General features: G+C 69.3%; 10 protein-coding genes. 7 read left to right on the top strand and 3 right to left on the bottom strand.

The genetic code is table 11. The features are described from left to right. Positions 1–59 precede the first annotated feature (59 nt). Complete coding sequence (locus tag MJ605_RS13010) at positions 60–1,685, bottom strand: sensor histidine kinase (protein ID WP_243041990.1); 1,626 nt, start codon at positions 1,683–1,685, stop codon at positions 60–62. 331 nt (positions 1,686–2,016) lie between these two features. Here MJ605_RS13010 and sucC point away from each other — a divergent pair, with 331 nt between their 5' ends. From sucC to MJ605_RS12990, 4 genes are all read left to right on the top strand, one after another. Then, positions 2,017–3,180, top strand: coding sequence for an ADP-forming succinate--CoA ligase subunit beta (gene sucC / locus MJ605_RS13005; RefSeq protein ID WP_243041946.1), 1,164 nt, complete (start codon positions 2,017–2,019; stop codon positions 3,178–3,180). Positions 3,181–3,194: 14 nt separating this feature from the next. After that, complete coding sequence (sucD, locus tag MJ605_RS13000) at positions 3,195–4,070, top strand: succinate--CoA ligase subunit alpha (protein WP_243041945.1); 876 nt, start codon at positions 3,195–3,197, stop codon at positions 4,068–4,070. Positions 4,071–4,303: 233 nt separating this feature from the next. Then, positions 4,304–5,284, top strand: a complete 981-nt coding sequence (locus MJ605_RS12995) for an acetoacetate decarboxylase family protein (RefSeq protein WP_243041944.1) — start codon at positions 4,304–4,306, stop codon at positions 5,282–5,284. Then, positions 5,281–7,407, top strand: a complete 2,127-nt coding sequence (locus MJ605_RS12990; RefSeq protein WP_243041943.1) for an NAD(P)-binding protein — start codon at positions 5,281–5,283, stop codon at positions 7,405–7,407. The genes MJ605_RS12995 and MJ605_RS12990 overlap by 4 nt, the downstream gene beginning before the upstream one ends. A 21-nt stretch (positions 7,408–7,428) precedes the next feature. On the opposite strand, the gene MJ605_RS12985 is transcribed toward MJ605_RS12990, so the two are convergent. Then, positions 7,429–9,135, bottom strand: a complete 1,707-nt coding sequence (locus tag MJ605_RS12985) for a sensor domain-containing diguanylate cyclase (RefSeq protein WP_243041942.1) — start codon at positions 9,133–9,135, stop codon at positions 7,429–7,431. A gap of 202 nt (positions 9,136–9,337) precedes the next feature. Between MJ605_RS12985 and MJ605_RS12980 the strand changes: the two genes are divergently transcribed. Further along, positions 9,338–10,969, top strand: coding sequence for an NAD+ synthase (locus tag MJ605_RS12980; protein ID WP_243041941.1), 1,632 nt, complete (start codon positions 9,338–9,340; stop codon positions 10,967–10,969). A 141-nt stretch (positions 10,970–11,110) separates the two neighbouring features. On the opposite strand, the gene MJ605_RS12975 is transcribed toward MJ605_RS12980, so the two are convergent. Further along, the gene (locus MJ605_RS12975; protein ID WP_243041940.1) at positions 11,111–11,950 is read right to left on the bottom strand and encodes an outer membrane protein assembly factor BamD; all 840 of its coding nucleotides are present in this window, start codon (positions 11,948–11,950) and stop codon (positions 11,111–11,113) included. A 69-nt stretch (positions 11,951–12,019) separates the two neighbouring features. Here MJ605_RS12975 and rluD point away from each other — a divergent pair, with 69 nt between their 5' ends. Together rluD and pgeF are read left to right on the top strand one after the other, a co-directional pair. Next, complete coding sequence (gene rluD / locus MJ605_RS12970; RefSeq protein ID WP_243041939.1) at positions 12,020–12,997, top strand: 23S rRNA pseudouridine(1911/1915/1917) synthase RluD; 978 nt, start codon at positions 12,020–12,022, stop codon at positions 12,995–12,997. Beyond that, positions 12,994–13,743: a peptidoglycan editing factor PgeF gene (gene pgeF / locus MJ605_RS12965; RefSeq protein WP_243041938.1), complete on the top strand. Its 750-nt coding sequence runs from the start codon at positions 12,994–12,996 to the stop codon at positions 13,741–13,743. The genes rluD and pgeF overlap by 4 nt, the downstream gene beginning before the upstream one ends. Positions 13,744–13,852 lie beyond the last annotated feature (109 nt).

Here is a 13,852-nt window from a genome sequence, read left to right as displayed (position 1 = left end):
GGCTGGCCCCTGGTGGCCGGACTTGGCGCTCCCACAAGGTAAAGCCAGGGCTCCGGCGCTCAGCCGGCCGCGGCGGCATCTCCGGTCGCAAGGCTCGCGCGCGCCGGCGTCAGCACCAGGCGGAAGCAACTGCCGCCGCCGGCCACGCGCACGTATTCCAGCGAGGCCTGGTTGGCCTCGCTCATCTGGCGGGCGAGGTAGAGGCCCAGGCCGGTGCCGTACTCGTGCGTGGTGTAGAACGGCTCGAAGATCTGCGCGGCCACCTTGGGCGCGATGCCGGGTCCGCGGTCGATCACTTCCAGGATGGGCACGCCGTGCTCGCCGTGGCGCGCCACCACCATCACCCGTGCCGGCTCGCCGGGCATGCGGCCGTAGCGCAGCGCGTTCTGTACCAGGTTCCACACTACTTGTTGCAATTGCTGCGGATCGGCCACCGCGGCCACCGGCGTGCTGGCCTGGATCACCCGCAGCGAGTCCTCGCCCAGGTCGTTGCCCTGGCGGTATTCCTCCACGAACTGGTTGGCCCAGCTGCCCAGGTCCAGCGTCTCCGGGCGCGAGCGCTCGCGCCGCGACAGCTGCAGGATGTTCTCGATGATCTCGTTGAGGCGCCCGCAGTGGTTGTTGATGATCTCGACCATGCGCTGGTCGGTGGGCGGCAGGTCATCCGACTCGGCCAGCAGCTGGGCCGAATAGCGGATCGCCGCCAGCGGGTTGCGGATCTCGTGCGCGATGGAGGCGGACAGGCGGCCCAGCGAGCTGAGCGTGAGTTCCTCTGCGCGTCGCGACACCAGCGAGGTGTCGTCGAGGAAGATCAGTACGTGCGAATCGTCGTTCGGCGCCAGGCGGGTGAAGCGCGGCACCACCTCGGGCACGCCGTCGGCGAGCTGGGTGGCCGACTCGTCCAGCTTGCCGGAGGTCATCCAGTGGTACAGGCGGCGCGACAGCTCCGGCGCCACGCGGCCCAGGTCGCGCTGGTCGGCGGTGGGGTTGCCCAGCAGCATCCAGGCCGACTCGTTCATCTGGTGGATGCGGTTGGCGTCGTCCACCAGCAGCACGCCGGTCTTCATGCGCCGGATGATGAGCTCGTTGACCTGCGCCAGGTTGGCCAGGTCCACCCCGCGCTGCTCGGCCAGCGCCTCGCTGGCGCGGATCTGCCGGCTCAGCACGTAGCACAGCATGGTGATGGAGAAATAGGCCAGGCCGAACAGGCTCGATTCCAGCAGCTCGCGGTCCATGCCCTGGTCGCCCTGGTGGATCTCGATCACCGAGTGCCCGATCACGCCCAGCGTGGCCAGTGCGGCGAAGAAGCACGACAGCCGCAACGGCAGGATCAGCGCGCCCGCCGCCAGGTTCACCGCCAGCATCATGGCGATGCCGATGCGCGCGTCGTGCATGGTGGTGATGGCCAGCACCGCCGCCACGATGTCCACCACCAGCGCGCCGGACACCGTCCAGCGGATGTAGGGCGTGGAGCGCCGCGTCAGCGACAGCACGCCCAGCGCGAACAGCAGGAACAGCACCGCCACCGCGCGGGCCAGGCTCACGTCGGTGAGCTTGGGCCAGCCCAGCGCGTTGGGGCTCAGCGCCAGGCCGACATAGACCAGCGCCTGGGCCAGCCGGAAGCAGTTGAGGAACAGGAGCTCGTGGCGCGCCGCCTCAGGGGCCGGGCGGGCGCTGGGGTACATCGGCTGTACGGTGCTGGACACCTGTCTGGGCACTCTGTGCGGGGCTCTGCCGGGCGGACCGAACCAGTATAGACGTGGACTTCACGGCATGTAGGACCCCTCCGCCGGCCGGCCGGGCCAGGGGCTCGCGCGGCCAGCCCCCTTTCCATCGGGGGCCGCTTCCGCGAAAATACCCGGCCGTATTGCGCGGTTTTCGTCATGTCGACTGGCCTGACGGCGGCGCACTGCAGCCGGCAGCGCAGGCATTCCAACCCGCCGTCGTTCCCCTGGCCGCTCCGGATCCCACAGCCCGGCGCGGCCGCCATGTTCCCCCGTTCGCTCGAGGTATCGAATGAATTTCCACGAGTACCAGGCCAAAGAACTGTTCGCCAAGTACGGCATCGCCGTGCCGCCGGGCAAGGTCGCCAACTCTCCCGATGCCGCTGTCGACGCCGCCAAAGCCCTTGGCGGTTCGCAGTGGATGGTCAAGGCACAGATCCACGCAGGCGGCCGCGGCAAGGCCGGCGGCGTGAAGTTCTGCAAGAGCCTCGACGACGTGCGCGCAGCCGCCAAGGGCATGCTGGGTACCAGCATGGAAACCTACCAGTCCGCCGGCCGCGCGCTGCCGGTGAACCTGGTGCTGGTCACCGACGCCACCAATATCGCCAAGGAGCTGTACCTCTCGGTGCTGGTCGACCGTGACAGCAAGGCCATCTCGTTCATCGCCTCCAAGCACGGTGGCGTGGACATCGAGCAGGTGGCCAAGGAAACCCCGGAAGACATCCACACCATCGTGGTGGATTTCGTCGAGGGTCTGCAGCCGTACCAGTGCCGCCAGCTCGGCTTCGCGATGGACCTCAACGCCAAGCAGGTCACCCAGCTGACCAAGATCATGCTTGGCCTGTACAAGCTGTTCAACGAGAAGGACCTGTCGCTGGTCGAGCTCAACCCGCTCGCCATCCTCGAGGACGGCAACCTCGCCGCGCTCGACGGCAAGGTCAACTCCGACGACAACGCCGAGTTCCGTCACCCGGACCTGGCCGCCATGCGCGACCTGACCCAGGAAGACGCGGCCGAGGCGGCCGCCGTGCAGCACAACCTCAACTACGTGACCATGGACGGCACCATCGGCTGCATGGTCAACGGCGCGGGCCTGGCGATGGCCACCATGGACGTGATCAAGCTGGCGGGCGGCGAGCCGGCCAACTTCCTCGACGTCGGCGGCGGCGCCACCAAGGAGCGCGTCACCGAGGCGTTCAAGCTGATTCTTTCCTCCGACAAGGTGAAGGCCATCCTGGTCAACATCTTCGGTGGCATCGTGCGTTGCGACCTGATCGCCGAGGGCATCATCGCCGCGGTGAAGGAAGTGGGTCTGAAGATCCCCGTGGTGGTGCGCCTGCAGGGCACCAATGTGGAGCTGGGCCGCGAACTGCTGGCCAACTCCGGCCTGGCGATCACGCCGGCCGACGATCTCAACGATGCGGCGCAGAAAGCCGTGGCTGCGGCCAAGGCCTGAGGAGCAATAGAACCATGAGCGTTCTCGTCAACAAGAACACCAAGGTCCTCGTGCAGGGCTTCACCGGCCAGCAGGGCACCTTCCACGCGCAGCAGGCGCTGGACTACGGCACCAAGGTCGTCGGCGGCGTGACCCCCGGCAAGGGCGGCAGCGAGCATATCGGCCTGCCGGTCTTCAACTCGGTCGCCGAGGCCGTCGATGAGACCGGCGCCGACGCGTCGGTCATCTTCGTGCCGCCGCCGTTCGCGGCCGACTCGATCCTCGAAGCCGTCGACGCGGGCATCCGCGTGATCGTGGCGATCACCGAGGGCATCCCGGTGCTGGACATGCTGCGCGTGAAGAACGTGCTGGCCCAGCATCCGGAAACCGTGCTGATCGGCCCCAACTGCCCCGGCATCATCACCCCGGGCGAGTGCAAGATCGGCATCATGCCGGGCCACATCCACAAGCCGGGCAAGGTCGGTATCGTTTCGCGCTCGGGCACGCTGACCTATGAAGCGGTGTTCCAGACCACCAACGAAGGCCTGGGCCAGTCCACCTGCATCGGCATCGGCGGCGACCCGATCAACGGCCTGAACTTCATCGACTGCCTGAAGCTGTTCCAGGACGACCCGCAGACCGAGGGCATCATCATGGTCGGCGAAATCGGCGGTTCGGCTGAAGAGGACGCCGCCGAGTTCATCGGCGAGTACGTCAAGAAGCCGGTGGTGTCCTTCATCGCCGGCGCCTCGGCCCCGGCCGGCAAGCGCATGGGCCACGCCGGCGCCATCATCTCCGGCGGCAAGGGCACCGCGGCGGCCAAGTTCGCCGCGCTGGAGAAGGCGGGCGTCACCACCGTGAAGTCCCCGGCCGACCTCGGCAAGACCCTCGCGGGCCTGATGAAGAAGTAAGTCTTTCGGGTCTCTTCGACCGATACGAAAAGGGCCGCAGCGATGCGGCCCTTTTTTATCGCCTGGATCCTCATCTTCCCCCTGTAGGAGCGCACCCAGTGCGCGACGGGCGGGGCCTGTGAGCCCCGTCGCGCACTGGGTGCGCTCCTACAGGGAACTCCCCGCCCCCATCGACAAGCTACGGTCATCATGCCAGCGTAGGGTCTCCATCATGGTTTCCGGGGGGAGTCCGTATGGCAGCATTGTCGCGTCCGCCGTTTCTCTATCCGCCAGGCTCGCCGCTGATGCATCCGGCGCTGGCGTTGACGCAGGCCCGCATGTACGGCTTCTGGGTGCCGGGCCAGTTGTCGGCGCTGCAGGCCAGCGTCGATGCCACGCTCAACGCCGGCAGCGGCGGGCGCATGCGGCTGGTGGTGCTGTCGCCCTATGTGCTGTTGAGCTTCACCGCCATCCAGCGCGCCTACAGCCTGTGGCCCGCGGACCGCGCCAAGGGCTGGGGCAGCGAGACCGACATCGTGGCCTGGGTGCTGGTCGCCGGTGTGCGACCCGGGCACGTATTGCCGTCGTTCTACGCCTATCCGCTGCATATCTGGGTGGACGACTGCATGGCCCTGATCGTGGGGCGCGAGGTGTTCGGCTATCCCAAATACCTGTGCGAGTACGCCATGCCGGGGCCGGAGCAGCCGTCCGATCGCTTCACCCTGGCGGCCAAGGGTTTCCAGCCGTTCACGGCGGATACCGAACTGGCCGTGCATCCGCTGCTGGAGGTCACCGCCGCCGCGGGCCTGGACCAGGGGCGCCCGGTGGGCGACGTCGCCACCTGGCGAACCCAGTTGCTGCACGGCCTGCAGGCGGAACCGGGTTTCTGGGCGGCCGACCCGTCCTGGCGCGAGCCGTTCGACCAGTGGTTCATGCGGTTCCCGGGGCTGGACCAGATCTTCCTCAAGCAGTTTCCCGACGCCACCGGCCAGTACGCGGTGTATCAGGCGGTGGTGGCGGCGCAGGCGCAGGTGCAGGCTATCCATGGGCTGTGGCTGTTGCCGCAGGGCTATCGCCTGAATCTCCATGACTACGCCAGCTTTCCCCTGGCGCAGACGCTGGGCTGGTCGCTGGGCGGGCAGAAGGCCTACCTGGGCTTCCATATCGATTTCGATTTCCAGGTGCAGCCCGGCGATGAGCTGGCGGACAACACGGGCGGGGAGGCCGGCCGATGAGCGTCCAACCCCGGCGCATCGCCATCCTCGGTGGTGGCGTGGGCGCCATGACCGCCGCGTTCTGGCTGACCAGCCGCGAGGGCTGGCAGCGGGACTACCAGATCGACGTCTACCAGATGGGCTGGCGCCTCGGCGGCAAGGGCGCCAGCGGGCGCAACGCGGCGCTGGGCGAGCGCATCGAGGAACACGGCCTGCACATCTGGTTCGGTTTCTACGACAACGCCTTCCAGCTGATGCGGCAGGCCTACGCCGAGCTGGGGCGCCCGCCTGGCAGCCCGCTGGCGACCTGGGACGAGGCGTTCAAACCGCAACGGCTGGTGAGCCTGACCGAATACCTGGAAGAAGTCTGGCGCGTGTGGTCGATTCTCACGCCGCTGATGCCGGGCCAGCCCGGAACGGCGCGCGGCGGGAAAGACAGCATCGCGGACGCGCTGGCCAACCTGCTGGGATGGCTGCAGGCATGGCTCGCGGAATGGCCGGCGCTGGCCGGCACGCCGCTGGCGGTGAGCGCGGCGACGCTGGACGACGCGCTGGCGGCGCGCGCCGGCCTGCGCGGTCCGCAGGATGCGGTGAGCGTGGCGCAGCACGCGCAGGCATTGCTGCGCGAGGACAGCCTTGCCCATGCATCGATCGTGCTGTCCCTGCTGCGCTGGCTGCAGGGTGTGCTGCATGACGCCGGCGCCTGGCTGCAGCGGCACGGCATCTGGCCGGACGCCGTGCGCCGGCTTTACCTGTGCATGGACCTGGCGCTGGCGGTGGCCATCGGCATGCTGGCCGATGAGGTGGTGAGCAAGGGCTTCGAGGTCATCAACGACGTGGAGTTCAGCGCATGGCTGGCCAGCCACGGCGCGCAGCCGGCCAGCGTGGGCAGCGCGCCGGTGCGCGGCTTCTACGACCTGGTGTTCGCCTATCGCGACGGCGATCCGCGGCAGCCGGACATCGAGGCCGGCACCATGCTGCGCGGCATGCTCAAGGTCGGCCTCGGCTACCGCGGCGCGATCATGTACAAGATGCAGGCGGGCATGGGCGACGTGGTGTTCGCGCCGTTGCAACTGCTGCTCGAACGGCGTGGCGTGCGCTTCCACTATTTCCACAAGCTCACCGAGCTACGGCCGGACGCGGCGGGCACGTGCGTCGGGGAGATCGACCTGCAGCAGCAGGTGGCGCTGCGCGGCGAGGGCTACCAGCCGCTGGTCGAGGTGAAGGGCTTGCCGTGCTGGCCGTCCGAGCCGCTCTACGGGCAACTCGATCCCGCCCAGGCGGCCTTGCTGCAGCAATACGCGATCAATCTGGAAAGCCAGTGGTCGGACTGGCCGCAGCGTTACCGCGAGGCGTTCGGCCAGCCGCTGCCCACGCGCACGCTGCGGCTGGGCGAGGACTTCGACCAGGTCGTGTTCGGCCTGTCGGTGGCCAGCCTGGCGGACGTGGCCGCGCCGCTGTTCGAGCACAGCCCGGCCTTGCGCCAATGCAGCGAGCGGGTGGCCGCCGTCGCCACCCAGGCCTACCAGGTATGGACGATGCCGGACCTGCAGGGCCTGGGCTGGCAGGGCTCGCCGGCCGATGGCGAGGAACCGGTGCTGTCGGGCTTCACCGAGCCATTCGATACCTGGGCCCCGATGGACCAACTGCTGTGTCGCGAGAGCTGGCCGGCCGGCGACGAGCCGCGCTGCGTGTCCTATTTCTGCAATGCCTTCGCGGTGAAGGACTATCCGCCCTACGACGACCACGGTTTTCCCGCGCAATGCGCCGGGCAGGTGAAGGCGGCGGCGATCGCGCAGTTGGACAACGACATCCGCGCGCTATGGACGAACGTCGGTGCCGGCGGCTTTCCCTGGCACTGGCTGGTCGATCCCGCCGGGCGCGCGGGCGTGGCGCGTTTCGATGCGCAGTACTGGCGCGCCAACGTCGATCCGTCCGAGCGCTACGTGCAGTCGCGGGTGGGCACCACACGGTTCCGCCTGCAGTCGGGGCAGAGCGGCTTGGCCAACCTGTTCCTGGCCGGTGACTGGCTGAAGACCGGCCTGGACGCCGGCTGCGTCGAGGCCGCCGTGATGGGCGGCATGCAGGCCAGCCGTGCCCTCTGCGGCTGGCCGCTGGCGATCGCGGGCGAGCAGGGCTGGTGACAGGCACGGAAGCGGCGCGCCTTAATCCTCGCTTCCCGTGCCTGTCTCCATGCCGGCCGCGCCCTCGCCGCCGTCGGGCGGTGCCGAGTGGCGACGCGACTTGTGCTCGTACATCATGCGGTCCGCCTCGCGCACCAGGTCGGCGAAGGCGGTGCCGCTGAGCGGCTGCCCGACCGGCGCGCCGCAGATGCCGAAGCTGAGCCCCGCACCCGGGAAGCCGAGTTCGTGCAGTTGCAGATCGAGCCGCGTCAGCGCGCGGCTGAGCCGATGCAGGCTCAACTCGTCGCCGAAGGCGATCACCGCGAATTCGTCGCCGCCCAGGCGGAACGCCTGGCTCTGGCTGGGCAGGCGGCTCAGGCCGGCGCCGGCCGCCTGCAGCAGCGCGTCGCCGCGCTCGTGGCCCTCGCTGTCGTTGAGCTGCTTGAGGCCATCCAGGTCGATCATGGCAACCTGCCAGGCGCCTTGCGCCGGCGGCGGGGTGCCCTGGCGGGTGATCTCCTCGATCCGCATGTTGAAGGCCAGGCGATTGCCCAGGCCGGTGAGCGGATCGGTGGAGGCGCGGGCGATGGCGTCGAGCATGCCCAGGCGGAAGCGCTCGCGCGCGGCTTGCACCAGCTTCACGTGGTCGGCCAGCGCAAAGGCGAGCAGCATGGCCTCGCCGCTGTTGCCCATGAGGGTGAGCAGGTCGGCATTGTCCACCGGGCTGGGCATCAGCCCGAAGTTCACTGGCAGGATGATGGCGCCGGGCACCAGCACGCACACGTAGGCCAGCACGAAGAAACGCGCCTGGCGAATGCCGCGGAGCAGGGCCCACAGGCTGACGCTGGCGGAGAACAGCACCACCGAGGTGATCGCGATGGTGGCGATCAGGAAGGCCAGCGAGGGAAGCAGCAGCGCGACCGGCACCGCCAGGGCACAGGCGATGGCGATGCCGTAGCCCACGCGCGTCGCGCGCGGCGCATGCCGCTTCAGTTCGAGGAAGCGGATGGTGAAGGGCGCATGCACCAGCGGCACCAGGATGAACCACAGCGTGAAGTTCACCGGCCCGGCGCCGAGGCCCAGCCAATCGTCCGGCAGTCCGAAGAAGGACGCCCAGCCCACCATCAGGACCAGCGACTGGCAGCCGTACAGCGTGTAGCTGAGGCCTTGCGTCCACAGTCCCACGAACAGGATGAACACGCCGAGCCCGCCCAGCACGCCCAGCGCCACCAGCATCAGCGCCGATTCGTTGGTCAGCCGGCGACGGTACTGCTCGCGCGTCTGCAGGTCGATGCGCGGCAGCGCGCTGAAAAAGGGCGTGGCCACGCGGATCACCGCCACGTAGCGGTGCCCTTCGCGCAACGTCACTGCCGCCGTGCCGCGCAGCATGAAGTTGGTGTCGATGCCGCGGCCGGCCTCCACCAGCTCGCGCGTGCCGTCGTCGCCCAGCACCAGGATGCTGGCGCGCTGGTAATAGGTGTTGCCGAAGGTCACCACCCAGTCCGCATGCCCGGGCAGCGGCTGCAGTGGCGCCACCAGCCAGAACTCGCCACCAAGCATGCTCACCGCGGCCACCGGCTGGCGCGCGGCCAGCCAGGCCGGCAGGGCACGGTAATCCGCCGGTGGCGACTCGTCCGGCGAGGCGCGATAGGTGCTCACCGGCGGCTCCCGTGGCGGCTGGCCGAACAGGGCGTGGGGCTCCCCGGCCCGCGCGGCGGGAGCCAGCAGGGCGGCCAGCAGAAACAGCACCGCCAGGCGCCATCCCCAACCCAGGGGGCGACCCGCGGCGGCTATCCATAGGGGCCGGTGATGACGCAACGCTGTCCCCTGTCAGTTTGCGTCCCGGGATCGTAGCACCGGCCTGAAACAGCGAGGTGAAGGGGTTTGCCGGAGGCCGGCGCGCATGGCTCGGGTATCATTCCAGCCCCCAAGAGCCAAGGACTCCCCAAGCATGTCCCTCCTACGTTTCGCGCTGGCGCAGTTCGATTTCCCGGTAGGCGCGGTGGCGGCCAATGCCGCCAAGGTGGGGGACCTGGTGGCGCAGGCGCGCGAGGGCGGCGCGGCCCTGGTGGTGTTTCCCGAGCTCACCCTCAGCGGCTACCCGCCCGAGGACCTGCTGCTGCGCCCCAGCTTCCTGGCGGCCTGCCAGTGCGAGCTCAACGCGCTGGCAGGCGCCACCAACGGCATCGCGGCCCTGGTCGGCCATCCGCACAGCGAGGGCGAGGTCTACAACGCCGCCAGCCTGCTGCGCGGCGGGCGCATCGAGCTGACCACGCACAAGCAGGCCCTGCCCAACTATGGCGTGTTCGACGACAAGCGCTATTTTCGCCGTGGCCACGAGAGTGCGGTGGCGCTGGTGAACGGCGTGCGCGTGGGCCTGCTGATCTGCGAGGACATCTGGCAGCCCGAGCCGGCGGCCAAGGCTGCCGCCGCGGGCGCCGAGCTGATCGTGGTCATCAATGCCTCGCCCTGGGACGACGCCAAGCAGGCCGAGCGCGAGGCCGTGCTGGTGGCGCGGGCGCGGGAAACCGGTTGCGCCATCGCCTACGTCAACATGGTCGGCGGCCAGGACGAAGTGGTGTACGACGGCGGCGCGCTGCTGGTGAACGGCGACGGCCATGTCGCCGCGCGCGCGCCGGGCTTCGTCGACGCCCTGCTGTGGGCCGAGTTCGACAGCCAGGCCCGCACGCTGCGCGCCGAGGACTGGCCGGTGGCGGAGGACGCCTCGCCGGAAGCCACCCTCTACGCGGCGCTGGTGCGGGGCATCCGCGACTACATCGGCAAGAACGGCTTCCCGGGCGTGTTGCTGGGGCTTTCCGGCGGCATCGATTCGGCCCTGACCCTGGCGCTGGCGGTGGACGCGCTGGGTGCCGGGCATGTCACGGCGGTGATGATGCCCACGCGCTACACCTCGCGGCTGTCGCTGGATGGCGCGCGCGGCCAGGCCGAGCAGTTGGGCGTGGAATACCACGTGATCGACATCGAGCCGATGGTCGATGCCTTCCTCGGCGCGCTGGCGCCCGCGTTCGGCGGCAAGGGCGCCGACACCACCGAGGAGAACCTGCAGTCGCGCACGCGCGGCGTCACGCTGATGGCCTTGTCCAACAAGCATGGCCGCCTGCTGCTGGCCACCGGCAACAAGAGCGAGATGGCGGTGGGCTACGCCACGCTGTACGGCGACATGTGCGGTGCCTATGCCCCGTTGAAGGACGTCTACAAGACCGTGGTCTACCGCCTGTCGCGCTGGCGCAACCAGTACGCGGCGCGCCATGGCGAGCCGGAAGCGATTCCCTCGGCGGTGATCGACCGCCCGCCCTCGGCCGAGCTGCGCGAGAACCAGACCGACCAGGATTCGCTGCCGCCCTACGACGAACTGGACGCCATCCTTGCGCGCTTCATCGAGGGCGAGCAGTCGCAGGCCGAGATCGCCGCCGAGGGCTTCCAGGCCGACACCGTGCGCCGCGTGGTGCGCCTGGTGCTGCTCAACGAGTTCAAGCGCCGCCAGGCCGCGCCCGGGCCGCGCGTGACCACGCGGGCCTTCGGCCGTGAACGACGGTATCCCATCACTTCCGGGTGGCGGTAAAGCCAGGGCATCCCCCTGTGGGAGCGCACCCTGTGCGCGCTCCCACAAAAGACGGCGGGCAACAAAAAAGCCGGCGGATAGACCCCGCCGGCTTTAGCTTTTCCCATTCACAGGCCGCGCAACGGCCGGCTCACCCCAAAATCAATGATGCCCCGAGAACGGGATCATCTTGCGCAGCGTGGACGGCGGGTGCGGCCACTTCGGATCCTTCAGGTACGGGTGGTCCGGATAGTTCAGCGCCAGCACCTGGCGTGTCTGGTCGGCCAAGTCCTTCTTGTCCATGGCCAGGTAGCTGCGGGTGAGGATGGCCAGCGCGTCGCCAGTCTGCGGTGCCTGCTGGTAGTGCTCGACCACGTACTGGGCGCGGTCGGCCGAGGCCACGTAGGCCTTGTTGCGCAGGTAGAACTCGGCCACGTTGATCTCGAACTGGGCCAGCACGTTGCGCAGGTAGATCATGCGCTGGCGCGCGTCGGCGGCGTACGCGCTGTCCGGGAAGCGGCGCGACAGCTCGGAGAAGTCGTCGAACGACTTCAGGTTGAAGCCCTGGTCACGGCGGGTCTGGGCCTGGTCGCGATGCAGCAGGCGCTCGATGGCGCCGCCGGTGCGGTCGAAATTGATCAGGCCGCGCAGGTAATAGGCATAATCCACATGCTTCTGGGTCGGATACGTCTTGATGAAGCGGTTGATCGTGGAATAGGCGTCGTCCGGCTGGTTGTCCTTGTACTGCGAGTAGGCCAGATCAAGCTGGGCCTGTTCGTTGTAGGGGCCGGACGGGAAGCGTGCGATCAGTCGCTGGTAGGCTTTGGTGGCCGCCGAGTAGTCGGCGTGCTCGAGCGAGTCATGCGCCTTGGCGTAAAGCTTGTCCACCGGCAGCGTGTCGTTGTTGTCTCTCTTGTGGTGGAACATCGAGCAGGCGCTCATCGAAAGGGCGATGGCGAGCACGACAAAGACTTTGAAAGCCGGCAGCTTGGTTACACGCATGAGAAGGGTTCAGATGTTTGATCGAAAAGGGATGATAGCCGAAACCGCCGGTTGCCCGGGCGGGCGGTCATGACGACGATCCGCCACGAGGCCACGGTGCCCCTGTCCGCCGCGGGTCGGAGATTCGACCAGGCGCTGGCGGAGATGTTCCCCGACTACTCCCGTTCACGCCTCACCGCGTGGATCAAGGCCGGCGCGGCCACCCTGGATGGCGCCCAGGCGCCGCCGCGCCAGCTGCTGCGCGGCGGCGAGCGGGTGAAGCTGGAGGCCGAGCTGGAAGCCGAGGTGGAACTGGCCCCCGAGGCCATCGCGCTGGACATCGTCCACGAGGACGAGCACGTGCTGGTGCTGAACAAGCCGGCCGGGCTGGTGGTGCATCCCGGCGCAGGAAATAGCGCCGGCACCGTGCTCAACGCCCTGCTGCACCACGATCCGTTGCTGGCCCAGCTGCCGCGCGGCGGCATCGTGCACCGGCTGGACAAGGACACCTCGGGCCTGATGGTGGTGGCCAGGACCCTGGCCGCCCACACCGCCCTGGTGGACATGCTGTCCCGCCACGACGTGGAGCGGCAGTACGAGGCCGTGGTGCTGGGCACCCTGGTGGCTGGCGGCACGGTGGACGCCCCGATCGGCCGGCATATGGGCGACCGCCTGCGCCAGGCCGTGCGCGACGAGGAGGACGGCAAGCGCGCCGTCACCCATTACCGCCTGCGCGAGCGCTTCCGCGCCCACAGCCTGATCCAGTGCAGCCTGGAGACCGGCCGCACCCACCAGATCCGCGTGCACATGGCGCATATCGGCCATCCGCTGGTGGGCGACCCACTGTACGGCGGCGGCCTGAAGCTGCCCAAGGGCGCCACGCTGGAACTGGTGGCCGCCCTGCGCGGCTTCCGGCGCCAGGCCCTGCACGCGGAGCGGCTGGCCTTCGAGCACCCGGTCACGCACGAGCCGATGAGCTTCAGCGCCGAACGCCCGGCCGACCAGCAGGCGCTGATCGACGCCCTGCGCGCCGATGCGGCCCAGGCCGGCCTGGACGACTGGCCGTGATCCGCGATGCCGCCTGGCTCGTCCCGGACTGGCCGGCGCCGCCGGGCGTGCGGGCCGCCGTCAGCACGAGGCAGGGTCCCGGCGTCTCGGAGGGCGCTTACGCCCGTTTCAACCTGGGCGCGCGTTGCGGCGACCAGCCCGGGGCGGTCGCCGCCAACCGCGCCGCGGTGCCGGCGGCGCTGGGCCTGGCGCGTCCGCCGCACTGGCTGCAACAGGTGCATGGGATCGACGTGGCCGAAATCGACCGCCTGGACCTGGACGTCGAACCGCGCGCCGATGCCGCCGTGACCGGCCGTGCCGGCGAGCCGCTGGCCATCCTCACCGCCGATTGCCTGCCGGTGCTGTTCTGCACCCTCGATGGCGGCGCCGTCGCCGCGGCCCACGCCGGCTGGCGTGGCCTGCAGGCGGGCGTGCTGGAAGCGGCCCTGGCCTCGCTACCCGCGCCGCCGTCGCAGGCGATGGCGTGGCTGGGGCCGTGCATCGGCGCGCCCAGCTATGAAGTGGGCGAGGAAGTGCGCGACGCCTTCCTGGCCCAGGACGCGGGCGCGGCCGTCTGCTTCATGTCCACCCGTCCCGGCCACTGGCTGTGCGACCTGGCCGGCCTGGCCCGGCGACGCCTGCATGCCGCGGGCGTGGCCGGCGTGCATGGCGGCGGCTTCGACACGCGCACCGACGCGCGCTTCTATTCCTACCGGCGCGACGGCGCGCAGAGCGGCCGCTTCGCCAGCCTGGTCTGGATCGTGTAAGAGCCTGACACCGACGCGACGACCTGCCGCACACGCCGTGACGGGTTCGGACGACATGTATTGACCGGCGTCAAAATCGATCCCGGCAGGACGACCACACTCTCGGACA

The sequence above is a fragment of the Dyella sedimenti genome (genome assembly GCF_022760995.1).
GTDB classification, from domain to species: domain Bacteria; phylum Pseudomonadota; class Gammaproteobacteria; order Xanthomonadales; family Rhodanobacteraceae; genus Dyella; species Dyella sedimenti.
The sequence above is the reverse complement of the archived record's forward strand: the minus strand, read 5'-3'. Positions and strand labels throughout refer to the sequence as shown.